The sequence below is a fragment of the Verrucomicrobiia bacterium genome, assembly GCA_023953615.1.
Taxonomy (GTDB): Bacteria; Verrucomicrobiota; Verrucomicrobiia; order Limisphaerales; family JADLHS01; genus JADLHS01.
Genome location: JAMLJH010000001.1, coordinates 1,908,015 through 1,933,731, shown reverse-complemented (window position 1 = coordinate 1,933,731; position 25,717 = coordinate 1,908,015). Strand labels below are relative to the sequence as shown.

Below are 25,717 nucleotides of genomic sequence, written 5' to 3'. Positions count from 1 at the left end.
ATGAAAACATCACGCCAACGCAATGACTGGCCGGGGCCACGCCCCGCGTTCACCTTGCTGGAGCTGTTGGTGACCATTGCGGTGATCGCCATTCTCGCCGCACTGCTGCTGCCCGCGCTCGGCCGCGCCAAGGGCCGCGCCCTGAACGCGGTGTGCATCAGCAATTTCCGGCAACTGACCGCCGCCTGGAAAATGTACGCCGACGACAACGGCGGGCGGCTGGTCCGGGTGCATTTTCAGTCCCTTCCCGATTCGGGCGGCGCCATCATCAATAGCAACGCCTGGGTGCGCGGGAGCATGAATGACGATGCGAGCCAATATCCGCCCCTGCAACCGGGCCGCCTGGATTCCACCAACCTCAACGGGATCAAGTGGGGCAGTTTGTTTCAATACAGCGGGGACGTGGGCATTTACCGGTGTCCGCAGGACAAGGTGACGGTGGCGGGCGTGTTGCGGGTGCGGAGTTATTCCATCAACGGCTGGATGGGCGGCACCACGGTGCATGGCCAGCATGATTTCCGGGTGTTCCGGCACGAATCAGAAATCGTCAAACCCACCCCGGCGCAGACGTGGGTGTTCATTGACGAACACGAGCGCAGCATCAACGACGGCTGGTTCGCGGTGGACATGGTGGGCAATCTCGGTTTGCTGGACGCGCCCGCCAGCCGGCACGGCGGGAGTTACGCGTTGTCCTTTGCGGATGGGCACGTGGAAACGTGGAAATTACTCGATGGCCGCACTCGCAGTTGGAAAACGCTGCCCATCAAAAACCAACCCGAAAATCCGGACTGGCGCCGCCTGCGCGACGCCACCACCAGTCGCTTGACCGAATGAGTTCCCCGCTGCGCTCCCGACTGATCCGGACGTTCGCTTGGATCACCTTCACGATCATCTACGTGCTGCTGTTGCTCGGGCCGGTGTTGCATCAAGTTCGAGCGCCGGAATGGCTGCAAGCGGTGGCCTGGGAAGTAACGGCCGTGTGCCGGGATGCGAGCACGCAATGGATGGTGGTGGCTTGCCTGCTGAGTTATCTGGTGGCGTTGCTCGTTTTGGAAAGGCGATTCACCGGCGGCGGTTGGGGCAGAGCGAGTCTTGCAACTGAGTCCGGGCGATCGGTCTGGCGGTGGCTCGCTCAAATGATGCAAGCCCCAAACTTCTGGTTGGGTACCTTCGTGGTGTTGGTATTGGTTCGTTACTTTGCGAGTTACAAATCCGCCGCAACCGGCCCAACGGTGGTGATTCTGCTGGCCGGTATTGTTCTGGGCAAGTTCACGGCGGCGCTGACGCGCTGGCGACCGGGCGCTTTACCCCTCTGGATTCTAACGCTGTTTCTAGCCGCATCCGCATACTGGGGACCGAAAGGCGAATCGGGGCTTCAGTATCGCGATCAACCGCGCTGGACCGGTCTATGGGGGCATCCCAACTTCTTTGGCTTGTTGACGGGCGTGGGGCTGGTGTTGGCGGTGGGCCTGTTCGTGCAGACCCTGAAAATTCAAGTCGCCAATCGTCGCGCCAGCCGTCAGCCAGCAGCCCGCGAAGCAACCGCCTGCCGCTGGCAATCCCGCCTTGGCCTCCATGCGCAATCACTTTTCGCTTTCGCCGCCACGGTGCTTTGTAGCATCGGGCTGCTCAAGAGTTACAGTCGCGGGGCGTGGCTGGGCACGGCATTGGCGCTGGCGTGGTTCGGATTTCAGCAACTCAAGCCGCACGCGACCGGCGGGCGCACCGATGGGTTGCCGGGATGGTGGCGACGAAACCGGTGGTCGGCGCTCACGCTTTTGCTCTCGCTCTTGGTCATTTCCTTCTGGCAGTTCCGTCACACGGAAGCCCCGATGGTGCGGCGGGTCTTCTCGGTCGGGAACATCAATGATTTCTCGTGGCGCAATCGCGTCACCACCTGGGTCGGGGCATTGAAAATGATTCAAGACCGACCGTGGGCCGGGCATGGGTGGAATGAGTTCAGACCGTTATACGCGGAACAATATAAACCCGAACGACTCGAAGGCTCCGGCGCGTTGGGATTGAATGATTATCTCACTCTCGCGCTGGCGGCGGGAATTCCCGCCGTCATTTGCCTGGTGATTGGTTTGGTTCAAGTCCTGGTGCGCGCTGGAAAGGCACGGGCGGAACCCAACGGAGTGTCCGACCCGCACGCCATTGGTTACGCGCAAATCAGCGCGGCGGGGTTGTGGGTATTGGCGGTGGGCTTTTTCTTTGACGACGGATTGTTCCGATTGTCGCTCTCGCTGGTGTTCTGGCTGCTGTGGGAACAGGCTCGCCTGATGCCCGCAAGCGCTGCGGTGGCGGCGGCGAATCTGGACGCGCCGTCCAGCACGCCATCCTCGGCGGCTTTGCGATCACCATCAGTAACAGGGCGCTCGCAACGCTGGAGATCGCAAATTCTGCGTGGATGCGCCGGAGCGGCTTTTCTCGGGGCCTTGGGCTTGACGGGATTGCATCTGCTCACGCCGCAATTCCCAACGAGTGAACGCACTCTTACGCTGGCTCGACGATTTTTGTTGCAACCCGAGGAGCGGGCGGATTTTGAATTTCTCGCCGCCCAACCCATCTGGGCCGGACAAAAGCTGAACCATCTTCTCACCCATGTGCAACTGGCTCATTACACCCGCGGGTTGGTGAATTGGAAATTGGATGAATCGCTCTATCGCGAATTTGTGTTGTCGCCTGAGATTGTCCGCCCGACCACCGCCGGTCCCGAGGCCGCCACCGGTTTGAACTGGCGGCGGGAGTTGTGGGAATACTTCTATCCGCGCATTCGCAAAGCAAACACCCTGGACGAGGCCACAACGACGATCACCGTGAGACTGGAGAGACGCATGAAGTCGGGCGCGACCTCGACCGGAGCCGCCCCACGGCCGCTTACCGAGATCTGGCGGCACCCGGAACAACCGCTCACGTCGGACGAGTCCACGCTCCTGACTGTGGCCGCTTTCCGTTCCGCCGGCATCCCGGCGCGACTCAACCCCACCGGTGCGGTCGATTACTGGGATGGAGAACGGTGGAATGAATCAAAAAAACCAGCCGTAGCTGACGCCGATTGACGCATCCCCATGCCCAGCCCGCACACGTTCCCAGTATGCCCGCAGTCGCCGACGCGAGGTCGCGTATTTCACGGCGATGAAGTTTGGTTGCTTTATCGGGTAATTTGGACTGAAATGCCAGGCGTCATCGCCCGCGGTCAACCGTTCCGCCCGTCGCAGCGGTTTGGGAACCCTGCCGCGCCACGGGCGAGCGAGGCACGAACCGGATCACGCGGCATCAGGGCGTAAACTGTGGATCATCATGAGCGAACAACAATTTTCAGCGAACCCCAGGCGGTTGCTTGATTCAAAATCCGAAGCGCACCGGCAACCGCGCGGCGCTTTGCGATGGCGCGCGCGCGCGTTTCCGCTTCACTTCTGGCTGGGGTTGTGGTTGCTGTCCGGGCTGGTGGGCTGGGTCCATTCCAGCCGCGCGCATCTGTTGCCCATCAGTTACCTCACGGTGGTGGTGGATGATGATTACGTGCATCTGGATTTGAATTTCAATCCGTTTGAAATGGCCAACTTCAGCACGGTGGACACGAACCAAAACGGGCGGCTGGATCCGGCGGAAGTCGCCGCGCAAGGGGATAAAATCACGCAACAATTGCTGGAGCACCTGACGCTGACGGTGGCGGGGCAAAAAGTGAGCGCGGAAACCTCCGGCATTTTTCCCGAACTGGACGGCCACCACGCCACGTTGCGGGCGCACTACCGCGTGTCGGCGCGCGACGCCACCATCATCATCCAATCCCGCCTGCCGAAGATTCTGGGGTCGTCGCATCTGACGCAGGTGAAGTTCATCAACCGGGGCGAACCGCAGTTGCGCCAACTCGATTCGCGCTCCGGACGGGCCGTCTTCAAACCCGAGGCCGCCAAGAAACCCAGCGCGCCGCCGCCCAAGCAGGCGGAGACGCATCGCCCGCAACAACCTTGAATGTTATGCGCCACTCCTTTGTTTTTCGTCGCCACGCCACCTCACTCATCCAACGCGCTCCCTCGATTCTACGCGGCGGCCTGGCCGTATTGATCGGCGGATTGCTATGCGGTGGAAGCGCCGGCGCCGCGCCGCTCTGGTCCATCGGCAAACCCGATGGCGTCGGGATCGAGTTCGCTCCGGGGGGCCGGGGTGAATTGACCTTTACCATCGGACAAAGTACGCCCAGCCGGGATTTCGCGGGACAGCATCAGGGCGCCACGGGTTTTGATGGTCAGGTTACGGAACGGCCCTACACGATTCGTTTCGATCTGGCGGAAGCGGCGAGCGCGAACTACGAGCTGGTGTTGGACCTGATTTTCACCACCGGTGCCCCGCAACAGTTCAAGGTGCGGGTGAACGGAAAGACCGGTATTTTTCCCATCCGCCCCGCGTCCAAACACTCAATGTGGGGGGAGCAGGGCAACGACATGTTGCTGGCGGAACAGCGGCTGGTCATTCCCGTCAAAGGCGAGTGGCTGCAAGCCCGGGACAACCAGATCACGCTGATTCCGTTGGGCGTGGGTAATCTGGCGTACGACGCCATCACCTTCCAGGCGGCCGCCAGCGCGCCGGATTTAACGCCGCACCTTCAACCCACCATCTTTTTCAAAAAACAAGGCGGCAAACTGGTGGAAGTGTGCCACGTCGTCGTGCCGTTCCAGACGCCGTTCACGCAGGGCGAAGCGCGATTGCAACTGGGCCGCCACACCTACACCACCGCTTTCAACAGCCCTTATGACTTTGGCGAATTGACCGAGCCGGTGCTGGTGCCGGCGAGTGTTCCCGCCGGTCCCGCCCAATTGACCGTGATCCGGGATGCGCAACGGCAGGAAGTGACCCGCCCCTTTCAACCCGCGAAACAATGGCGCGTGTTCGTTTGTCCCAAGGTGCATAACGACGTTGGCTATACCGATCTGCAACCGCATGTGAACGAACTGGACAATCGCAATTCGGATCAAGTGCTCAACATTCTGCGCCAGTTTCCCGCCTACAAATTCAATTTTGAAACGGCGTGGCTGGTGGACAACTTTCTCGATTGCCGCACGCCGCCGTACCAAAAGGAGTTTTACACCCGGCTCAAACAGCAGCGACTCGGCGTGAACGCGCTCTACCTGAATTTGATGACGGGCATCTGCTCGGGCGAGGAGTTGTATCGCGCCATGTACTTCACGCACCGGCTGCATCGCGAACATGACGGCAATTTCGATTTCGCGTGCCTCACCGATGCGCCGTCGCACAGTTGGTTTTTGCCGACGCTGTTCAGCGACGCGGGCATCAAGGGCTTCGCCAACGGCGCGAACCAAACGCGCGCCCCGATTCTGCATCACAGTCACCTGAACGAAGATTCGCCCTATTGGTGGGAGGGCATGAACGGCGAGCGGATTTTCATGTGGTACGCGCGCAGTTACGTGCAACTCAAGCGGTTGGTGGGACCGGGCTGGGGGCAGGACGTTTCCAGCGTAGCCTATCTCAAGAGCAGCGTGCCGCAGTTCCTCGTGCGCTACGAGCGCGCGGATTACGCGCCGGATGCGGTGATGATTTACGGCGCGTACGTGGATAACGCCGCCATTCCGGACACCGGCGAGGCGGATACCATCGCCGCGTGGAATCAGGAGTTCGAGTTTCCCAAACTGATCGTCGCCACGGACGGCGAATACTTCAACTACGTGGAGCAACACTTTGCCGACCGGCTGCCGGTGTATCGCGGTGATTGCGGCGCTTATTGGGAAGACGGCGCGGGTTCCACCGCGCAAGCCACGGCGTTGAACCGGCAAACGCAAAAAATTCTGCCCGCGGCGGAAACTGCCGCGGCCCTGGCCAGCCTCTTTGAACCGCGCAACCGCTATCCCGCCGAGGACTTCTGGCACGCCTGGCGCAACGTGATGTTTTACAACGAACACACCTGGGGCGCGCACAACAGCGTCTCGCAACCGGGCCGGCAATTCGTCGAGCAGCAATGGGAAATCAAAGCGAGCTACGCCACCCGCGCGAATCTGGACGCGCGGACGTTGCTGGCCCGCGCCAACAACCGGCTGGCGCAGGTCATCGAAGTGGACGGCAGCAGCATCATCGCGTTCAACTGGCAGAACCGCGCGCGCACGGCGGTGATCGAAACCGAGTTGAACAGCAACGAACAACTCGTGGACCTGGCCGATGATCGCGTCATCCCGATGGACATTTACGCCGAGCAGGATGGCTGGCGCAAAGTGCGCTTCCTCGCGCCGGAGGTGCCGGCGCTGGGTTACAAGGCTTACGGCATCCGCGGCTGGCAGGCCCAGGCGCATCGCGCCAATGAATCCGCGCCGGGCGACACGATTGAGAATGAATTCTACCGGCTGGTGGTGGATCGGCGGACGGGCGGATTGCGCAGCTTGTTCGACAAACAGGAAAAGCGCGAGCTGCTCGATCCGCAGGCGGCTTACCAGTTGAACGAGTATCTTTACGTCAGCGGCGGCGAAAATTCGCAGATTCTGAACTGCAATTTCGGCACGCCGCCCGCCAGCCTGACCATCCACGAACCGGAAAGCGTCACCGATATCCAACTCCAGTGCACCCCGCTCGGATCGCGTTTGCTTGTGCAAACCAAATCCAAACACACGCCGCGAGTGCAGAGTGAATACCGGCTTTACGATCAGCTCAAACGGGTGGACATCGTCAACACGATCGAGAAGGAGGAGACGCGCGCCAAGGAGGCGGTTTACTTCGCGTTCCCGTTTGCCGCGCAACAACCGGCGCTGGAATACCAAATTCAAAACGGCTGGGTGCGCCCGAACGAGGACCAGATGCCGGGAGCATGTCGTGAATGGTTCACCCCGCAAAACCTGGTGCACGTGCGCGATGGTGATTTCTCGGTGGCTTGGTCCACGGCCGATGCGCCGCTGGTCACGCTTACCGACATCAATCGCGGCCTCTGGCTTTCGCATCTGCCGATCAAAAACGGTCACGTCTATTCCTATGCGCTGAACAATTACTGGTTCACCAACTACCGCGCGCAACAGGGCGGGACGCTGGTCTTTCGTTACGCCATCACCAGCGGGCGCGGCTTGAACCGCGAAGCGCTGGCGCGGTTCGATGAGGACACGCGCACACCGGTGCTGGGTTATCCGCACCTTTCCTCATTCTCGGCGGCGATCTCGCAAGCGGGCCGACCCATGCCCGCGCGCGGCGCTTCCTTCTTCACCGTGGAGGCGCCGAATCTGGAAATCGTGACGTTGAAAGCCGCCGAGGATGGCGATGGTTTTGTGCTGCGTGTACGGGAAGTGGCCGGCCGCGCGGGCGAAGCGAAACTACATTCGGAAGCGTTCCGCCTGCAATCGGCCTGGTTGTGCAATGGCGTCGAGGAGAACCAGCGCAAATTGACCGTCAAAGACCATGTCATCACCGTGCCCTACCAGCCGAATGCATTTACGACTCTTCGTTTGAAAGCCGCACCACCGACCCCAAAGATGGCGAAACGGTAGTCGTTCCACCCGAGGTCTAGTTAAAACCGCAAAGCACGCAAAGATCACCAAGCCGGAACGATGCAGTTGGTCCGGGTGGAACGGCCAACTTGGCCGTTCTGGGCGGCAACCTGCCACCCAGCCTGGCGCACGGAGATCACGCACCATTGGGTTCACTCTCTTTGCGTTTGGCGGTCAGGCTGGTAGCCCGACCGAACGGGCCAGTGGCCCGTTCCACCCAAACTCCAATCGAATCGTCCCGGCCAATAATGTGGCTGCGGCGTCCCGCCGCAATTCCGCATCACCCGACGGCGCGCACGGAGTGACGCGCCCTACCGGTTTCAGTTATCAGAACCGGGATGTCGTCCGCGAGACGCGAACGACGACCGCCGAGACGGCGGTGCTCCCCCATTCCCCATTCCTTTGCCCATCATTCCCTTGCCTTCTTGTTCGAGTATTTCGCGGTCGTATTTTAGCGCGCCTGGATCAGCATCACGCCGTGACGCGGCACCGTGGCGGAAAACGCTTTGGGAAATCGCCCCAGGTCTTGCTGCCGCCACAAATCCCGAACGTGCGGCTCGGCCTCGATTCCCAGGTCGGCCCAGGTCGCGGTGATCTCAACCTCGAGTTCGCTGCGGTTGCATAAGCCGACGGCTTTGGCGCCATCGGCCAGATCCTTCACCATGATGAAAGTGATTTCATCAAGATTAACGATGCGCGCGCACTGGCCCAACGGATCTTGATTCACGGCAATCACTTCAGGATTGCCGAGCACGTTGAGGGTGAAATCGTCGAGTTGGGTCAAGTCCCCGCTGTAGAACAGCGGCGCCGCCATCAGACACCAGAGCGACATGAAAGAGTATTGCTCGGTTGGTGTGAGCGGACAGGGAGCGGGCAGCCCGCCGCCCCGCGCATTGCCGATGTAGCCGATCTGAATGTAGTCCGGATCATTCCAACTGCCCGGCCGCGACCAGGCCCGATGTTCGACATTCTTCAGCGCCACATTGAAAATGTTGTGTAGCTCCAAACCCAGATCATCCGCCGTGCGCCAGCTTTGACCGCCAACCGCTGCGCCCCATTCCCAGACGTTGGCCATGCCGTATTGGCAAAGATTCAGCAGAATGTCCCGCGATTGTTGCCGCAACAGATCGCCCATGAGTTGATAGGGTTTTTGGAACGTGGCGAGATTGGTGTCGCCCCGGGCGATCTCGCCATAGGAGCACCAGTCGTACTTCAGCAAATCGAATCCCCAATCCGCGAACTGCCTCGCGTCCTGGGCTTCGTGCTGGTAGCTGCCGGCAAATCCGCCGCAGGTCCGCGGCCCGGGCGACGTGTAAATCCCCGCCTTCAATCCCTTGGCGTGGATGTAATCCGTCAGTCCCTTCATATCGGGAAAGTAGCGGTTCGGAACGATGTTGCCGCGCTCGTCGCGGAGTGGACCGCCGCGCAACGGGTCTTTGGGTTTCTCTGCGTTCATCCAACAATCGTCAACGCTCACGTACTGATAGCCAACGTCCGCAAGGCCGCGACTCACCAGGAGGTCCGCCGCCTGGCGCACCATCGCGTCGGTGATCCGGTCGTAATGCGCATACCAATGATTCCAACCCATCGAGGGCGTCAGGGAAAGGGTGTCTCCACAAACAATCTTGAACGAGCGCGCGGCGCGGCCATGCGGGTTCTGCGCGCGCAACGTCAGGTGATATTCGCCGCGCGGCGGGGTGACACCACTGATGATGCCCGTGGTGGTGTCCAGCTTCAATCCATCGGGCATCTCGTCCACCGAAAAAGTCATGGGCCGTTCGCCTTGGGCGGGAATGCGATACAGAAACGGATGGCCCGGGCGGCAACCATAGAGGCTCGGGCCGTTGAGGCGCGGGGCCGGTCCCGGTTTGGGCGTCAGAATCACGGCCGGCTCAATCGGCACGCCCACGATTCGCGGTTTGGTCCCGGTAACCATAAACCGCGCTTCCGCCCAATCTGCGTGATCAAAACTAATCCCATCGCCACCATCACCAACGAGCAGCAATAGCGTTTGCACGCCGCGCAGATCCACATTCACTTCCCGGGCGGCGGCGCCGGGTTTCATTACGCCGGATTGCCACACCGTACGGTTATCCGCCACGATTTTGAAGCTGATCGTGGCGGGACCGCGGGCGTTGTCGTCCACGCCAACGTAAGCGAGAAAGCGTTCGGTGCCGCCGGCCAATTCAAGGCGCGTCGTGCTGATTGCGTGCGTGCCAACGCCGCGATCGAATTTACGTCCGCCAATGGAAAGCGGCTGTTCGCGCATACCGCGATTTGCCTGCGCCACGCCCCAGCCCTGGGTTATCCCCGTGATTTCAAGCGTGTCGAGCCAGACCGTTTCCGCCGCCGTCACGTCAAGAAGGCTGGTCAGAAAAACCATCAAGAAACCAAAAATTGCGCGGCGGATATGCATCTCAAGCACGTATGAAAAGGTGCGGCACGACAACGCTCGCCATGACCACTGATCGTTCAAGCAAGGCAAGATCGGCGCGGCGGCCGCTCCTTAACGGAACAAGCCGAGAACAACGACTGGTTTTGAGTCGCAAAGCGCGAGACGCGGGGCGATCGGATGGCATAAAGCAAACTGGCGTTTTAACGGCGTAACCTTGCGCGCAAAACGAGCTTCGGTCAATCCCCGCTTCGGGTCAGAATTGATTTGCCTCCGTGGACGCGTTGGTAGAGAAATAGGTCATCGTATGAATCGCACCTTTCTGGTTTCGCTGTTTTGCGGTTGCCTGGGCATCACGCTGCCCGCAGCCGAACCGTCGGTGCGTTCAACCGCCGAGCCGATAAGCCAGGTTGTGAATCAGGCCGCCGACGAACTGCAATGGTCGTATCGCGGAAAACCGCTGCTGGTCTATGCCTTCGCCCAGACACAAATCAAACCTTACGTGCGCGAACTATACACGTTGCGCGGCGAAAATGTGCTGCGCGATGCGCCCGCCGATCATCCGCATCATCACGGTCTGATGTACGCCGTTCATGTGAACGGAATCAACTTCTGGGAAGAACAGGACGAGCCGGGTGTCGAAAAATCCATTCGGCTCGAACCGGGAACTCCCGGCAGAAATTCCAACGGCCAGCCGGAAGCAGCTTTCACCCAGTGGATTCATTGGGTCGCCTTTACCAATCGGATGGTGGTAGACTCGACCGCCGTCGCGCTGTTGATCGAAAAACGCACTCTGACTTTGACCGTGGATGAAAGGGCCGGAGAAGTGGCGCTGGTTTGGGAGGCTCAGTTCGAGCTGGGGACCAACACCCCTCAAGTGCAACTGCGCGGCGCCAATTACAATGGTCTCGGTTTACGTCTGCCGGAGGCGTTTAATAAAGTCGCGCAATTTGCGAACTCAGAAGGAGTGGCTTACACCGGCGACAACACGCAAAATGTGATTCCCGCCAAGTGGACCAGCGCGTCCGGAATGATGGCCAATCAGAACATCATGCTGGCGCTGTTTGGACCCAACGCAAACGCCAACGACCGCGCCCGGTTTTTCACCATGACCGAACCGTTCGCTTATCTGGCCGTGACCCAGGGTTTGAACCAGAAGCCACTCGAGTATCGGGGTGGCGACCGGTTCCGCCTGCGCTATTTGCTGACGGTATATTCGGAAAACCAGTCGCGAGAATTTATCGCGCGGCGAGCCGAAACGTGGTCGAGACCATAACCCAGCCGCCGGGGCGGCGGTGGCGCAACCCATCGAACAATGAACACAACAGCAACAAAAAGAACGGTCACCTCAACGCGACGCGAGTTTCTATCCACGTCGGCCAAAGCCGCCGCGGGAGCGGCGCTGGCCCGGGCCATTGCCACCCGCGCTTACGCAGCGGAAAACAACACCATCAAACTGGCGTTGGTGGGCTGCGGTGGACGCGGCTCTGGTGCGGTGGCGCAAGCGCTCTCGACTGCCGGGCCGGTCAAGCTGTGGGCCTTGGCGGATTTTTTTCCCGAGCGGATGCAGCACACGCTCAACCACCTCAAACCCAAGTTTGCCCAGCAACTCGACGCGCCGCCGGAACGACAGTTCTCGGGACTGGATGGTTTCAAACACGCGATTGACGCGCTGGACCGGGGCGACGTGGTGTTGCTGGCCACCCCGCCGGCGTTCCGACCGATCCATGTGGATTACGCCGTAGCCAAGGGCGTCCACATCTTCATGGAAAAATCCTTTGCGGTGGACGCGCCGGGCATCCGCCGCGTACTCCGGGCCGGTCAACTTGCCGCGCAGAAAAATCTCAAGATCGCCAGTGGCCTGATGAGCCGTCACTACGTGCCGTTGGAACAGGCCGTCGCCCAGATTCATCAGGGTTTGATCGGTGACGTCATCACCTGTTGGGCCAATCGGATGCACGGTCCGGTGGATTTCAAACCGCGCGCGCCCGGCATGACCGAGCTGGCCCACCAGATCAACAACTACAGTAATTTCACCTGGCTCAACGGGACATTTATCGTGGACTGGCTGATCCACAACATTGACATCTGTTGCTGGATCAAGAACGACTGGCCGGTCGCCGTGCAGGGCATTGGTGGTCGCCAGGTCCGCACCGCGCCGGACCAGCTTTTTGATCACTACACGGCGGAATACACCTTTGCCGACGGCACCAAATTACTGGCTCAGGGACGGCACATTACCAACGCGTATGACTTTTTTGGCGATGTCATTCAGGGCGCCATCGGCAGCGCGATTTTGGGTGAAGGACAATCCAAACCGCGCCTTTTCAAAGGGCACAAACCCAGTTCGGCAAATCTGATCTGGCAATACACCGGCACGCCGTGTGATCAATATCAACGCGAGCACGACCTGTTTTTCGATGCCATCCGTAACAACCGGCCGTACAACGAAACGGAATACAGCGTCAAATCCTGCTTCACCGCCATCATGGGCCGGATGGCCTGTGAATCGGGTCAGATGATTTCCTGGGACGACGCCTTCCATTCGGATTTGGAGCTGGCCCCGGGTTTGGAAAATTTCACCAGCAACTCGAATCCCCCCGTGTTGCCGGACGCGCATGGTCAATATCCCGTGGCCATGCCGGGCGTCACCAAAGTGTTCTGACGCGGATTATGATGCGACGCAGCGGGGAGCGCCGTCGCGCTTTGAAAAGCCATCAGGATTGACTCCGCCGTTCAGTGGGCTTCGTCCGTGGTGGCGTGCGGATCGCCCTTCAGCAGAGCTTTGCCGTAGTCATGATTCATCCGGGCGATGAAGGAAATGCTGATTTCCTTGGGGCAAACCGCCTGACAGGAACCGGTGGCCGTGCAGGCGCCGAAGCCTTCTTCGTCCATCTGCTTCACCATCGCTAAGACACGTCGTTCGCGCTCAGGTTGACCTTGTGGCAACAATCCCAGATGCGAAACCTTCGCCGCGACGAACAACATGGCGCTGGCATTTTTACATGCCGCCACGCAGGCGCCACAGCCGATACACTGGGCGGCGTCCATGGCCAGGTCGGCGTCCTTCTTCGGCACCAAAATGGCATTGGCATCCGGGGCGGCGCCGGTGCGGACGCTGATGAAACCGCCGGCGTGCTGGATGCGATCGAACGCGGTGCGGTCCACCACCAAATCCTTGATGATCGGAAACGCTTTGGCGCGCCACGGTTCAACGACAATGGTATCGCCATCCTTGAAACTGCGCAGGTACGTCTGGCAGGTGGCCACGCCCCGATTCGGGCCGTGCGGTTTGCCGTTGATGACGCACGAACAGGTGCCGCAAATGCCCTCCCGACAATCGTGATCAAACGCGATCGGTTCCTCGCCTTTATTGGCCAAGTCCTCGTTGATCACATCGAGCATTTCCAGGAACGACATGTGTTCGTTCAACTCGGGAGAGTCGTAAATTTTGAACTGGCCGGGGGTGTTGCGATCTTTCTGTCGCCAGACTTTCAATTTAACTTTCATGATCAAATTCGTTTTGCTTTTGCGCCGTTCACTTTTGCGGGTTTAGGCATCAAGGTGTGAAAACCAATCTCGCGTTTGGGCTTTTCTTCCTCGGTCATCAAGGCCCGAATCGCGTCAAATACGGCGCTGAATTGCCGGTCGTATTTTTGCTCCAGCGCTTTCAACTTTCGCGCCAAGTCCGCGTGCGATGCCAGCATCCGCCGCAATTGCACAAAGGTCCGCATGATGGCGATATTGACCAGCACCGCCCGCTCGCTGCGTAATACACTTGAAAGCATCGCCACTCCTTGTTCGGTAAAGGCATAAGGCCGGTAGGTCAACCCACGATGTTTTTTAGAACTCCTCACAATTTGTGATGAGTCCGACATCTGAAATTCCCGCACCGACTGGGTTTCCGCGGCCGAAAGGCGGAACATGAAATCACTAGGAAATCGCTCCATGTTCCGTTTGACCGCCTGATTGAGGACACGGGCTTCAACTCCGTACAGCTCGGCAAGATCACTATCAAGCATCACCTTTTCGCGGCGCAGCCAAAGAATCCTCCGCTCGATCCGGGCGGCGGGCATCAAAGCTGGACTTGGGTTGCTCATGGTGATTTTAGCGGCTTACATTTCAAACCACATCCTATAAACCACGGCCTTGGTCGGGTTTGAATCGTCAATCAGCATGTTCAACGTCCTTGCATTCGGCAGCGCGGTCTGTCCCGAACGAAACTTTATGGGTGCAGCGGGAAGAAAATCTTTGAAATTGTACATGTGATATTGCTGCATGGTAATCAAGCTTTGCATTTAAATCACTTGTAGCTCCGCGTGCTCATGTGGGCCGATTCGTACACGAGCGGTTCTTTGTTCAAAATGGGCGCTTTATCCAATGCGCCGGGATACTCCCAACCAGCCACGTAAGCGAATACATCATCGCGACGTTTGACATCGCCCACGTTTACCAAACCGTTCTTCACTTCCGGGTCCGCCGGGGTGTATTGATATTCCTCACGGAAATGCGCGCCACAACTTTCCGCGCGGTGCAGCGCATCGCGGCACATCAACTCGCCCAGTTCCATGTAATCGGCCACCCGACTCGCCAGTTCCAACGCTTGGTTCCAATCGGTCGCCGAACCGAGCACATTGACGTCCTGCCAATACTCCTCGCGCAGAGCGGCGATTTGTTTGATGCCCTCCTCCAAACCGGCCTGGTTGCGCGCCATGCCGCAGTGTTCCCACATGATCTTGCCCAACCGCCGATGGAAACTGGCGGGCGTGTGCCGGCCCTTATTGTTCATCAGTTTGCTGATGATGGTCTGCACATTCGCTTCCGCCTGCTGAAACGCGTCGTGATTGGTTTGCGGTCGCTGGCCCGGATTCTGTGACGCCAGATAAGCGCTGATGGTGGCCGGGATGACGAAATAACCATCGGCTAAACCCTGCATCAACGCGCTCGCACCCAGGCGATTCGCGCCGTGATCGGAAAAGTTCGCCTCGCCCAACACGAACAACCCGGGCAGATTGCTCATCAAATTGTAATCCACCCACAACCCGCCCATCGTGTAATGCACGGCGGGATAAATACGCATCGGCGTGTGGTACGCGTCTTCATCGGTGATCTCGTGATACATCGCGAACAGGTTGCCGTAGCGTTCGCGCACCTTGCCTTCGCCGAGCCGCTGAATGGCGTCGGCAAAATCCAGGTAAACGCCCAGTCCCGAGGGACCAATCCCGCGGCCTTCATCGCAAACCTGTTTCGCGGCGCGCGAAGACACGTCGCGCGGCGCCAGGTTGCCGAACGCGGCGTACATGCGTTCGAGATAATAATCGCGATCCGCTTCCGGAATGTCCTGCGGGCGCTTTTTGCAATCTTCCTTTTTCTTGGGCACCCACACGCGACCGTCGTTGCGGAGCGACTCGCTCATCAGCGTCAGTTTGGACTGGTACTCGCCGCTGACCGGAATGCAGGTGGGATGAATTTGCGTGTAACAGGGATTGGCGAAACAAGCGCCGCGCTTGTACGCGCGCCAGATGGCGGTGGCGTTGGAATTGCGCGCCGAAGTGGAAAGGTCATAGACGTTCCCGTAGCCGCCCGTGGCCAGCACAATTGCGTCGGCGTTGTGCCGGGTGATGGCGCCCGTTTCGAGATGGCGCACGATGATGCCCTTGGCGTGGCCGTTGACCACCACGAGGTCCAACATCTCGGAGTGGATGTAGGATTTCACGGCGCGCGCGCCAATCATCTTGTTCAAGGCCGAATACGCGCCGATCAACAATTGCTGACCGGTCTGGCCGCGGGCGTAAAACGTCCGCGAAACTTGCGCGCCACCGAACGAGCGGTTGTCGAGCAAGCCACCGTACTCGCGGGCAAACGGCACTCCTTGCGCCACGCATTGATCAATAATGTTCAGCGAAACCTCCGCCAGGCGATGGACGTTGGCCTCGCGCGAGCGGAAATCGCCGCCCTTGATCGTATCGTAAAACAGGCGGTACACCGAGTCGCCGTCGCTGGGATAATTCTTGGCGGCATTGATGCCGCCCTGCGCGGCCACGGAGTGCGCGCGGCGCGGCGAATCGTGAAACACGAAGTTATGCACCTCGTAACCCAGCTCGGCCAGCGTGGCCGCCGCCGAGGCGCCGGCCAAACCGGCGCCGACCACGATGATCTTGTATTTCCGCTTGTTCGCGGGATTGATCAGCTTGGTGTTGAATTTGTACTTCTCCCACTTTTCCGCAAGGTCACCAGGCGGGAGATTGGAATTTAAAGTGGCCATATTACTTTGCCTCCTTTCCTTGGGCGAGCGCGGCCTCGAATTGAGTGGCGGCGCGCAATTCCAGCCGGGCCTTCTCGGCGTAATCGGCGCCGATGACGCGGGTGAAAATCGCCGCCGGAATGGAGACGAAACCGAGGAACAGCGCGACACTGAGGATCAAGCCCGCGCGCTTGAGGCGCGGCGCCCACACTTGATTCCGCAAGCCGAGCGAGAAGAAGGCACTGGCAATGCCGTGGCTCAAATGCGCCAGCAGCAATATTTGCGCGATCAAATAAAGCAGCACCACCCACCAAACCTGAAATCCGAGAATCATTATGCCGTAAACGTCCGGCACCGTTTTGCCGTCGAGAACCGTTTGGAGTTTGGTGAAATCGCCCAGACCATTGACGGCGGGCAGCCGCCAGGTGAAGTGCGCCAGATGATAAACCACAAACGCCAGAATTACGGCCCCGCTCAAAAACATGTGCCGGGAGACCCAGGTGGAACCAAACGCCACGCCGCCCGCATAACCAACGGGACGCGCCGCCTTGTTCTCGATCGTGAGCCGCGCCGCGGTGCCGATATGAATGACCAACACCGCCAGCAATCCGAGCCGGGCCGACCACAAGAGCGCGGGTTTGCTGTGTAAAAACTCGGCGTAGCGATTGATCAATTCCGGCGGACCGAACACCTGGAGGTTGCCAATCAGATGACCAATGACGAACGACAGCAACACCAAGCCCGTTCCCGCCATTAGATATTTTTTGCCGAGAGAAGATTTGAAGATACCTGACATTGAGCTCATGGACGCAAAAATCTTTACCGTCGAGAAACGCTTACGACGGTGCGGCAGTCTATGAGTGGATTAGTCTCGAGGCAATAAATTTCGCACGAAATAAGCGACGCTTGAATTATTCCGCGTGAAACTAATTGTCGGAAACAATCGGATCAGTGCGTGGATTTTGCGGAGACCGCCGCCTCAGCCGGCTTGGCTTTCGCCGTTGCCAGAGGGGGAACGCTGGCGGGCTTGACGTGACCGTTGCCGGCAATCGCGCCTCCCGTACTGGTCGCCGCCGCATTGGCTTTGGCTTTCTTTTCCGCCTGATGACCTTTGCCGATACTGGTACCGTTGAAGACCCGTTTGGTGAGTTCGTCGCTGCCGGCAAAATCGTGCGGCTTCGCGCCGAAGTTGTAGCGGAAATTTTTCCAATTGTCGCCGCGCTTGTAGTTCGTGCCCAACGCGCCGCTGGGATCGTAACCACAATGCACCATGCAGTTCTCGCAACGCGGATCCCGCGCCACGCCGTTCACCACGCCGTAGTTTTCCCACTTCACCTTGGCCAACATTTCCTGGTACCCCTTGTAATGACCGTCGGTCATCAAATAACAGGGAGCTTTCCAACCTTGAATGTTGTAGGTGGGAATGGCCCAGGCGGTGCAGGTGAGATCGCGTTTTCCAGCCAGAAACTCCTGATAAACCGGAGTCCCGAAAATGGTGAAGCGCTTGCCCCAGTCGAGAATGTTCGCGAATTTTTTGCGCGTCATTTCGCGCGTCAGGAAGAACTCTTTCGGGTCTTTGCCCAGCCGCTTGACCATGTCCTTCTTGGCCGCGTCGTAATCGTACCCGGGCGAAATGGTATGTCCATCCACGTGCAACGAACTGAGGTATTTGAACGTGTCTTCCACTTCGTTCATGTTCGTCTCGATGTACACGGTGGTGTTGGTGGCGACCTGGAAGCCGAGCAGCTTGGCCATCTTGATCGCCGCAATACATTCCCTGAACACGCCTTCGCGCTCGACGATGAGGTCGTGGGTGTATTCCGGTCCATCCACATGGACATTCCAATAAAGCCATTTGCTGGGTCGAATGACCGCCTTGCTTTTGGCGGTCGCATCCGCATTGCGAATGGCCTCCGCTTCCGCCTCGGTGACCAGCCCCTGCCGCAACAGTTCCTGGAGTTGTGATTCCATCTGCGGCGTGTAGGCGGCGGCAAAGTATTCGCGCAATTTCTTCCGCATGAACACTCCGTTCGTGCAGATGTAAACGATGCGTCGTTGCTGGCGCAAACCGATGACCAGTTCCTCGATCTGCGGATAAATCAACGGCTCGCCTCCGCAGATGGAAACCATCGGCGCGTCACATTCCGCCGCCGCCGCCAGACAGCGCTCCAGCGGCACCATGTTTTTGAGCGAGGTGGAGTATTCACGAATGCGCCCACAACCCGTGCAGGAGAGGTTGCAGGTGTGGAGCGGTTCGAGCTGCAGCACCATCGCGAATTTCGGAGTGCGCTTGATTTTGTGCTTGATGATGTGCGCGGCGATTTTTACCGACAAGACCAGAGGGAATCGCATAGCTTTATTTGGAGACTTGAGCGAGGCGGGCGACGGAATTGGTATCCGTCCCTGCGGGCGCCGGAGGCGTGGAATGATTTTGAATCAAACCGGGCAGGATAAAATCCAATGGGGAGATGCTCTTGGTGGCGCTGACGCCACCGCAGCCGGCGGTGCAAACTAACAGCGCCGCGCCGGCCGTCCATCGGACGAGATTCCGCTTTGCAATCACTAGGGGCTGAGTATAGGTCGAGACGGGACGATGAACAAAGATTATTTTCTGAGGTTTAATCCGTCGGGACGTCCGGGGTTGGGCTGCCGGATTTTTATCAGGCTTTGGCTGCTCGCCATGACGTTGCTGATGGTGGAAAAGTGTGCGGGCGCGCCGGCCTGGCCCGTTCCCACCAATATTCTGATCCATACCGAGCAACATTGGATCGTCGCGCGCAATCACTACTTCAACGAACCCACCAATAGCGTGGCGGCCTGGCAACTCGGACAGGCGTGTTTTGCCTGGGGCGATTTGCAAACCAATCGCGCCCAACGCGAAATCCTCTTTACGGAAGGCGTCACGGCCTGCCGCCGCAGTCTGGCGCTGAACTCCAATGCCGCCCCGGCGTTTTACTATCTCGGGATGAATTTGGGTAAAATCGCTGATTTGAAACGCAACCTCGCAGCTTTAGGCATGGTGCGGGAAGTGGAGCGTTGCTTTGCGCAGGCGCGGGTCTTGGACGAAACCTTCTCCCATGCCGGGCCGGATCGGAATCTGGGCTTGCTCTATTGGGAAGCGCCGGGCTGGCCTTTGAGTGTGGGTAATAAAAAACTCGCGCGCAAACATCTGGAACGCGCCGTGGACCTGGCGGGAGCGCATCCAGAAAACCGATTGAACCTCGCGGAAGCCGGAGTGGCTTGGAAAGATTGGGCGCTGATCACCAACCAATGGGCGGCCTTGGAACGGATTTGGCCGGCGGCCCGAACGAATCTGGCCGGGCCGGACTGGGAGTGGGACTGGCTGAATTGGGAAAGCCGCCGCGCCGCGTTGCAGCGTCAAATGACATCGAAATGATCCACCTTAATGCCCTTTCGCCCGACAGAATCAATTTTTCATCCACCTGATTTCCCGCTAGGTTGAGCGCCAGTGCAACCGATTGCCTTTCATCTCGGACCCGTCACCGTCCACTGGTTCGGCATCTGCATCGCCGCGGCCTTTTTCGCGGGCATGTGGACCGCTGTGCGCCGCGCGCCGCGCATCGGCGTGCCGGGAGAACTGGTGGCCGATCTCGTCGTGCCGTGGTTATTGCTCGGCAGCGTGTTGGGCGCGCGGATCATGTTCGTGACCACCTATTGGTCGGATGAGTTCACCGGCAAACCGTGGTGGGAAATGTTCATGATCCAACGCGGTGGCCTCGTGTTCTACGGCGGTTTGATCGGGGCCGCCATCACGGTCATCGCTTTTGCCCGCATCAAAAAAATTCCCCTCTGGAAACTGGCGGACATCCTCGCACCCAGCATCGCGTTAGGCTCGGTCTTCGGACGCATCGGCTGCCTGATGAACGGCTGTTGCTTTGGCCGCGCCTGCGAAATGCCGTGGGCCATCCGGTTTCCCGCCGATCATGTCACCCAAGGTCTGCCGATCCATCCCACCCAGATTTATGACGCGTTGCTGAACCTGGCACTCTACTTCGGCCTCGCGTGGTTGTTTCGCTTCCGACGCAAATTCGACGGGCAGATTTTCGCGATGTACCTGATGTGTTATGCCGTCACCCGTTCGACGGTGGAATTTTTCCGGGGCGACTATCCCGACGGCCACCTGCACAATGGCCTGACGCCGGCGCACCTGATCAGCATCGGTATTTTTGTGGCGGGCGCGCTTCTGTTTTCAATTCTGGGGACGCGGAAGAAAGGTTTGATTTAACGCAAAGGCGCAACGATGCAAAGGCGCAAAGGCCCCCGGCGAAAGATTTCAACCCGCGACAATCTTTTCCAGATTCGTCGGCGTCTTGGCGTCTTGGCGTCTTGGCGTTGAACTCCCCCTATGTCCGCCATGCAACACGTCATCCGCAACACGTTGCCTCTCTTCCTCGCCGGTCCGACTGCCGCGGGCAAATCCGCGCTCGCCATGGCGCTGGCGGAACGAGCCCGTGGCGAAATTATTTCGGTGGACTCGATGCAGGTTTATCGTGGTCTCGACCTCGGCACGGCCAAACCCACCGCCGCCGAACGCGCCCGCGTGCCGCATCATTTGATTGACGTGGCGGAACTCACCGAAGCTTTCGATGCCGCAAAATTTGTCGTGCTCGCGGAAAAAGCGGTACGGGAAATTCAGGCGCGCGGTCACGTCCCGATTTTCTGCGGCGGCACGGGGTTATACTTCAAAGCGTATCTTGAAGGACTGGGTGAAGCGCCGCCCGCCGACGAGAAGCTTCGCGCCGAACTGGAATCCATTCCACCCGCGGAATTGCTGCGTGAACTGGAGCAACGCGATCCCGTCACGTTCGCAAAAATTGACCAGAACAATCCGCGGCGCGTCATCCGCGCTCTTGAAGTCATCCGTCTGACCGGAACCTCCTTCTCCGCCCAACGCGCAGATTGGAATTCATCCTCCATCCTCCATCCTCCATCCTCGCATTTTTTCTGCCTGTCCCGTTCTGCCGCCGATCTCCACGCCCGCATCAACTTGCGCGTGGACGAGATGTTCGCCGCCGGCTTGGTGGAGGAAACCCGGCAATTGTTGCGCCGTGGTTTGGCACAAAACAAAACCGCGCTGCAAGCCATCGGCTACCGGCAGGTGGTGGAACACCTGCGCGGCGAACGCACGTTGCCGGAGACCATCGAACTGGTGAAAATCAAAACCCGCCAGTTCGCCAAGCGGCAACTGACGTGGTTCCGCAAACACGCGCAGGCGCAGTGGGTGGAATTGAATTCGGGAAGTGTCTTAACCGAGACACTGAACTTAATTTTCCCAACGCGCTGACGCGTTCAAAAGCTACAGCAGTTTAATTAAAGTTGTAGCCGTGGAACCGAACGAGCGTAACCCAATGCAGGTGGAGCACGAATGAGGAATGGTGCCTCTGTCCGCGAGGTTTTGGACTGCGGCAGTCTTCTGCCGCTTTTCGGTCGCGTGCCGATGATTCCACAGCGGCAGAAGACTGCCGCAGTCCAAGACGCGGTCGCGCCGGTGCTCGTTCCGAACCAAGGGCCGGTCGCCCGTTTGACCCCAACGCTTGGCTTGAGGTTGGGAGGCCCGCTGCTATGAAGGAAAAAATCAAGCGGCCACGGCTTTATTTAATCCGCTCTAGCTAACCGGAAAAAAGCAGATGGTCCGGGTGGAACGGCCAACTTGGCCGTTCTGGGCGGCAACCTGCCGCCCAGCCGAGCGCACGGAAATCGCACCCCATTGGATTCGCACGCTTGGCGTTCGGTTATCGGGCTGGTAGCCCGACCGAACGGGCTAGTGGCCCGTTCCACCCAAACTCCAATCGAATCGTTCAGGCTAAGCCACAAGAACTGCGGCGTGTTCACCACCGCTGCTTTCCACCTTGCGAAACGCGCGATTCTACTTTGCCCGATTCGGATACTGCGGCTTCTTGACGTTGGGCGGCGGATTTTGCCGGATGGCTTTTTGCACTTCGAAAATGGCCCGTTCCAATTGCGGATCACCCCCACGCGCCATTTCTCCGGGATCATCCACCACCTCAATGTCCGGGTCCACGCCGTGGCTTTCGATGATCCAACCGGACGCATCGTAAATGCCGAACGTCGGCACGGTCACGCTGCCGCCATCAATCAAACCCGGCGCACCCGTCATACCGATCAGCCCGCCCCAGGTGCGTTGCCCGATCAGCGGACCAAGCTTGGATTGTTTGAAGTAAAACGGAAAACAATCCCCGCCGGAACCGCTCCAACCGTTGACCAACATCGCTTGCGGACCGTAATGCCCGATGGGCGGCCAGGACCAGTCCGTGCCGTCACGCACGCCCCAAAAATTTCGCAGCGGCCGATTCAGCAGTTCCACAAACCGATCGGGAATTTGTCCGCCGCTGTTGAAGCGCTCGTCAATGATCAAACCCGGCTTGTCGAATTGGGCGCGGAACTGGCGGACGAGTTCGTTCTGACCGTTCTGCCCGGTATCCGGCACATACACGTAACCGATCTGCCCCTTGCTCGTCTGGTCCACCCGCAACCGGTTTTCGTTGATCCAAGCCAGATTGCGCAGCCGCGCTTCGCTGCCGATGGTTTGCACCAGCACTTCCCACGCGCCTTGCAGGTGCGGTTCGCGATTCAACGTGAGAAATACGGGTTTGTCCGCCAATCCTTGCAGCGCCGCCCAGGGGTCTGCTTTCGGGTCCAACGGTGCGCCGTTGATCGCCAGGAGGTAATCGCCCACGTTGACGTTGGTCAGGCCGGGTTGCGCCAGTGGCGCGCGCACTTCCGTGTCCCACGGCGCGCCGGAAATAATTTTGGTGATACGGTAAGCGCCGTTGGTCAGCGCAAAATCGCAGCCGAGATAGCCGACGTTGCGTTGCAGGCTGCCTTCCAAATCGCCGCCGCTGCGATAGGTGTGCGAGGAGTTCAATTCGCCGATCAATTCGCCGATCACAAAGTTGACGTCCCAACGCGTCACGGCGGATTCGAGCAGCTTGCCGTAGCGCTCGCGCAGCAAGGGCCAATCCACGCCATGCAGCTTCGGGTCATAGAAAAAGTCGCGTTCCAACCGCCAGGCGTCGTTAAAGATCTGCCGCCATTCCGCCACCGGATCCACCGAGGCCTCCAATCCGCCCGTCGCCAGCCATTTGCTGAGTTTCTGTCCTTCCTTGGGTTCAACGATGCTGTAACTCTGATTCAATCGGACCAGCAATTTCTTGCGATCCGCGGATAACTCCATGTCGCTGGCGTCATCCACCACGCGCTTGGTTTCGCGCTTTTCAAAATCGTACAGCTCGATCGGGCTGCCCCCGCCATCGGCCCCGGTGCGCGGCAACCAGCGATACAACAGTTTTCCCGAGACGGCGACGAGGTTCGCGTAACGCCCCGCCTTCGTGGGCAGCAACACGACGCGCGATTCCATGTCGTCCAAATCAATCTCGACGCCCTTGGTTTTCTTGTCCGCCGTTTTCTTTTCGTCCTTGGTGGTCTTCTCTTCCTGGGCGTCGGCCTTCGCGACATCGGGTTTCGTTGCCTCAGATTTTTCCGCGGGCGCCGCTTCCTTCGCGTCGGATTTCTCGGAATCCGCCGGCTTGGTTTCGTCCGGCTTGGCCGCCTCCTTCTTCTCGGAATCCTTTTTCTTTGCGGGCGGCTCATCATCGTTGCGCGGCGCGAGCGGCGAGACCACGTCCTTGCGCAACGGCAGTACCGCCAGCCGGGCGGAATTGGCGTAAATCCAGGAGTTGTCCAAATCGCTGTAAATCGGACTGAAACTGCGGCCCGTGATGAAATAAAGATATTTTCCATCCGGATCAAAGACCGGTTGCGTGTCATTGTAGAACCCGCTGGTCACCTGATGCCGCGTGTGGTTTTCAAAATCGTACAACACGATGGCGCGGTTGCGATTGTCCAGATCGCCGGCGTAAGCAATCCAGCGACTGTCCGACGACCAACTGACGGTGAAGCTTTGCAGCTCCCCGTGATACAACCATTGCTGCTGATCCAGAATCCGATTGGTTTTCGTGTCCAAGTCGTAGCTCCACAACTTCATGGCCTGGTCAATCCACACAATCTTCTTGGAGTCGGGCGACCATTGCGGCGCGTAGCGGTAGCCCGGACCTAGTTGCGTCAGTGTTTCTTCCTCGGGGTCGCCCTCGGGATTGCGTTCCGCCGCGCGCAACGTCAATTCATACTCGCCGGTGCGATCACTCCAATAAGCAATCCATTTTCCGTCCGGCGACCACGCGGGATAACGCTCGGCCACTCCCGAACTGCGGGTTTCATTCCGCACCACTCCGTATTCCGCCGGCACGGAAAAAATGTCCCCGCGCGCGGCGAGCAACGCGCGTTTGCCAGTGGGCGAAATCGTTGCCCATTGAATCAACCCGGAGACATTTTGCACCCGCGGCTTCAGCGTGGAACGATCCGTGGTGACCGAGATTTCCACCTCGCGCAATTGTTCCGTCTGCAGGTCCAGCAGATAGAGCCGGCCCGCGTTGGCCAGCACGATCTCGTTTGGACCAAGGCTGGGAAATTCCACGTCGAAATCCTTGAAGAAGGTCAGTTGTTTGAAGCGATTGTTGCTCAAGTCCAGCGACCACAAATTGAACCGCTTGTTTTCGTCCCGATCCGAAACGAAATAGATTTTGTTCCCGGCCCACATCGGAATGGATTCCGCCGCCGGCGATTGCGTGAGGTTGCGGGTTTTCAGCGTCGCCAAATCCATCCACCACAGATCCGGATTCATGCCGCCGCGGTAACGTTTCCAGGTGCGAAAATCCACGCTGATGGTCGTGAACACAATGGCCTGGCCGTCGGGTGAGATCGTGCCGAACTCGCCGTAAGGCATCGGCAGTTTCTCGGGCAACCCGCCCGTCGCGGAAACTTTGTACAGTTGATTAAACCGATCCTTGAAACTGGTCATCGTGGTGGCGAACAGGAGACTCTGCCCGTCGGGATACCAATCAATCACCCGATCCGGCGCGCCGTGATGCGTGATGCGCTGCGGTAAACCGCCGGTGACCGGTACGGTGTAAATGTCCACGTTGCCATCGTAGTTGCCGCTGAAAGCAATGGTGCCGCCGTCCGGCGAAAATTTGGGAAAGGATTCCTCGCCGCGCGGCGAACTGAGCCGCACCGCCTCGCCGCCCTCCTTGGGCGCAACCCAAATGTCCCCCGCATACACAAAGGCAATGTGCGTCGCCGAAACATCCGGCTGCCGCATCATCCGCGCGTCAATGCGGGTGGATTTATCGGCGGCGAACGACTGCGACGGAAATAAAAACGCGAACGCGAACAAGGAAAGGAGCGTCAAGATGGGACGCGTCACTCGATGCCCGCCGCTGGTTGTCAGTTCGATGGCACGCCCGGAGCGACGCGCCCCATCAGTCGGGTTTTGAAAATTGCCAGCGTTGAACCAAGCCAGGAAATCGGTGTATCGCATAATTCGTTGACGCAAAGTCGCCGTAATGGCCGCCAAAGTGCCGCAGCCAGACTCGCAACGCCAGAGTGTAATTTGGATGGAAACCTCGAAGGGCGCACCTTAACACCGCCCCCGAATGGTAGCGGCAGGTATCCGTGCCTGCCGTAGCGGTCGGCATCTCTGCCGCCCAGATAAAACAGTGG

The 25,717-nt window shown here is 59.1% G+C and carries 17 protein-coding genes; 9 read left to right on the top strand and 8 right to left on the bottom strand.

Annotated elements, in window-relative coordinates; translation table 11 throughout:
- The 4 genes from M9920_08135 (at position 1) to M9920_08120 (ending at position 7,481) form a co-directional block, all read left to right on the top strand.
- The gene (locus tag M9920_08135; protein MCO5052257.1) at positions 1 to 834 is read left to right on the top strand and encodes a prepilin-type N-terminal cleavage/methylation domain-containing protein; all 834 of its coding nucleotides are present in this window, start codon (positions 1 to 3) and stop codon (positions 832 to 834) included.
- Positions 831 to 3,062, top strand: coding sequence for an O-antigen ligase family protein (locus tag M9920_08130; GenBank protein MCO5052256.1), 2,232 nt, complete (start codon positions 831 to 833; stop codon positions 3,060 to 3,062). The genes M9920_08135 and M9920_08130 overlap by 4 nt, the downstream gene beginning before the upstream one ends.
- Before the next feature lie 241 nt (positions 3,063 to 3,303).
- Positions 3,304 to 3,978, top strand: coding sequence for a hypothetical protein (locus M9920_08125; protein MCO5052255.1), 675 nt, complete (start codon positions 3,304 to 3,306; stop codon positions 3,976 to 3,978).
- A 5-nt stretch (positions 3,979 to 3,983) separates the two neighbouring features.
- Complete coding sequence (locus M9920_08120) at positions 3,984 to 7,481, top strand: polysaccharide lyase family protein (GenBank protein MCO5052254.1); 3,498 nt, start codon at positions 3,984 to 3,986, stop codon at positions 7,479 to 7,481.
- Between the two features lie 451 nt (positions 7,482 to 7,932).
- On the opposite strand, the gene M9920_08115 is transcribed toward M9920_08120, so the two are convergent.
- Positions 7,933 to 9,864 carry an NPCBM/NEW2 domain-containing protein gene (locus M9920_08115; GenBank protein MCO5052253.1) on the bottom strand — a complete coding sequence of 644 codons (1,932 nt, stop codon included), beginning with the start codon at positions 9,862 to 9,864 and terminating at the stop codon, positions 7,933 to 7,935.
- Between the two features lie 316 nt (positions 9,865 to 10,180).
- On the opposite strand from M9920_08115, the gene M9920_08110 reads away from it, so the two are divergent.
- Positions 10,181 to 11,149 (top strand): PmoA family protein, encoded by a 969-nt coding sequence (locus M9920_08110; GenBank protein ID MCO5052252.1) that lies wholly within the window; start codon positions 10,181 to 10,183, stop codon positions 11,147 to 11,149.
- 39 nt (positions 11,150 to 11,188) lie between these two features.
- Positions 11,189 to 12,538: a Gfo/Idh/MocA family oxidoreductase gene (locus M9920_08105; protein MCO5052251.1), complete on the top strand. Its 1,350-nt coding sequence runs from the start codon at positions 11,189 to 11,191 to the stop codon at positions 12,536 to 12,538.
- A gap of 71 nt (positions 12,539 to 12,609) precedes the next feature.
- On the opposite strand, the gene M9920_08100 is transcribed toward M9920_08105, so the two are convergent.
- The 6 genes from M9920_08100 to hpnH all read right to left on the bottom strand — a co-directional run bounded on the left by M9920_08100 (position 12,610) and on the right by hpnH (position 18,469).
- Positions 12,610 to 13,383: a succinate dehydrogenase/fumarate reductase iron-sulfur subunit gene (locus M9920_08100; GenBank protein MCO5052250.1), complete on the bottom strand. Its 774-nt coding sequence runs from the start codon at positions 13,381 to 13,383 to the stop codon at positions 12,610 to 12,612.
- A gap of 2 nt (positions 13,384 to 13,385) precedes the next feature.
- Positions 13,386 to 13,973 (bottom strand): ORF6N domain-containing protein, encoded by a 588-nt coding sequence (locus tag M9920_08095; protein ID MCO5052249.1) that lies wholly within the window; start codon positions 13,971 to 13,973, stop codon positions 13,386 to 13,388.
- Between the two features lie 15 nt (positions 13,974 to 13,988).
- Positions 13,989 to 14,171 carry a hypothetical protein gene (locus M9920_08090; protein MCO5052248.1) on the bottom strand — a complete coding sequence of 61 codons (183 nt, stop codon included), beginning with the start codon at positions 14,169 to 14,171 and terminating at the stop codon, positions 13,989 to 13,991.
- Positions 14,172 to 14,176: 5 nt separating this feature from the next.
- Positions 14,177 to 16,138, bottom strand: a complete 1,962-nt coding sequence (locus tag M9920_08085) for a fumarate reductase/succinate dehydrogenase flavoprotein subunit (GenBank protein MCO5052247.1) — start codon at positions 16,136 to 16,138, stop codon at positions 14,177 to 14,179.
- A gap of 1 nt (position 16,139) precedes the next feature.
- Positions 16,140 to 16,922, bottom strand: coding sequence for a succinate dehydrogenase cytochrome b subunit (locus M9920_08080; GenBank protein ID MCO5052246.1), 783 nt, complete (start codon positions 16,920 to 16,922; stop codon positions 16,140 to 16,142).
- Between the two features lie 143 nt (positions 16,923 to 17,065).
- The gene (hpnH, locus tag M9920_08075) at positions 17,066 to 18,469 is read right to left on the bottom strand and encodes an adenosyl-hopene transferase HpnH (GenBank protein MCO5052245.1); all 1,404 of its coding nucleotides are present in this window, start codon (positions 18,467 to 18,469) and stop codon (positions 17,066 to 17,068) included.
- Positions 18,470 to 18,710: 241 nt separating this feature from the next.
- Between hpnH and M9920_08070 the strand changes: the two genes are divergently transcribed.
- The 3 genes from M9920_08070 to miaA all read left to right on the top strand — a co-directional run bounded on the left by M9920_08070 (position 18,711) and on the right by miaA (position 21,422).
- Positions 18,711 to 19,514, top strand: coding sequence for a TRAP transporter TatT component family protein (locus tag M9920_08070; protein ID MCO5052244.1), 804 nt, complete (start codon positions 18,711 to 18,713; stop codon positions 19,512 to 19,514).
- A gap of 72 nt (positions 19,515 to 19,586) precedes the next feature.
- Positions 19,587 to 20,363, top strand: a complete 777-nt coding sequence (lgt, locus tag M9920_08065; GenBank protein MCO5052243.1) for a prolipoprotein diacylglyceryl transferase — start codon at positions 19,587 to 19,589, stop codon at positions 20,361 to 20,363.
- Positions 20,364 to 20,483: 120 nt separating this feature from the next.
- Entirely contained in the window at positions 20,484 to 21,422 is a 939-nt protein-coding gene (gene miaA / locus M9920_08060; protein ID MCO5052242.1) for a tRNA (adenosine(37)-N6)-dimethylallyltransferase MiaA, read from the top strand.
- A gap of 582 nt (positions 21,423 to 22,004) precedes the next feature.
- Here the strand turns inward: miaA and M9920_08055 are convergent.
- Positions 22,005 to 25,535: a PDZ domain-containing protein gene (locus M9920_08055; GenBank protein ID MCO5052241.1), complete on the bottom strand. Its 3,531-nt coding sequence runs from the start codon at positions 25,533 to 25,535 to the stop codon at positions 22,005 to 22,007.
- Between the last annotated feature and the right edge of the window lie 182 nt (positions 25,536 to 25,717).

Bases quoted from the DNA above. Each gene is read 5' to 3' on its own strand.
- M9920_08135 (MCO5052257.1), top strand. From the start codon at position 1: ATGAAAACATCACGCCAACGCAATGACTGGCCGGGGCCACGCCCCGCG.
- M9920_08130 (MCO5052256.1), top strand. From the start codon at position 831: ATGAGTTCCCCGCTGCGCTCCCGACTGATCCGGACGTTCGCTTGGATC.
- M9920_08125 (MCO5052255.1), top strand. From the start codon at position 3,304: ATGAGCGAACAACAATTTTCAGCGAACCCCAGGCGGTTGCTTGATTCA.
- M9920_08120 (MCO5052254.1), top strand. From the start codon at position 3,984: ATGCGCCACTCCTTTGTTTTTCGTCGCCACGCCACCTCACTCATCCAA.
- M9920_08115 (MCO5052253.1), bottom strand. From the start codon at position 9,864: ATGGTTTTTCTGACCAGCCTTCTTGACGTGACGGCGGCGGAAACGGTC.
- M9920_08110 (MCO5052252.1), top strand. From the start codon at position 10,181: ATGAATCGCACCTTTCTGGTTTCGCTGTTTTGCGGTTGCCTGGGCATC.
- M9920_08105 (MCO5052251.1), top strand. From the start codon at position 11,189: ATGAACACAACAGCAACAAAAAGAACGGTCACCTCAACGCGACGCGAG.
- M9920_08100 (MCO5052250.1), bottom strand. From the start codon at position 13,383: ATGAAAGTTAAATTGAAAGTCTGGCGACAGAAAGATCGCAACACCCCC.
- M9920_08095 (MCO5052249.1), bottom strand. From the start codon at position 13,973: ATGAGCAACCCAAGTCCAGCTTTGATGCCCGCCGCCCGGATCGAGCGG.
- M9920_08090 (MCO5052248.1), bottom strand. From the start codon at position 14,171: ATGCAAAGCTTGATTACCATGCAGCAATATCACATGTACAATTTCAAA.
- M9920_08085 (MCO5052247.1), bottom strand. From the start codon at position 16,138: ATGGCCACTTTAAATTCCAATCTCCCGCCTGGTGACCTTGCGGAAAAG.
- M9920_08080 (MCO5052246.1), bottom strand. From the start codon at position 16,922: ATGAGCTCAATGTCAGGTATCTTCAAATCTTCTCTCGGCAAAAAATAT.
- hpnH (MCO5052245.1), bottom strand. From the start codon at position 18,469: ATGCGATTCCCTCTGGTCTTGTCGGTAAAAATCGCCGCGCACATCATC.
- M9920_08070 (MCO5052244.1), top strand. From the start codon at position 18,711: ATGAACAAAGATTATTTTCTGAGGTTTAATCCGTCGGGACGTCCGGGG.
- miaA (MCO5052242.1), top strand. From the start codon at position 20,484: ATGTCCGCCATGCAACACGTCATCCGCAACACGTTGCCTCTCTTCCTC.
- M9920_08055 (MCO5052241.1), bottom strand. From the start codon at position 25,535: ATGCGATACACCGATTTCCTGGCTTGGTTCAACGCTGGCAATTTTCAA.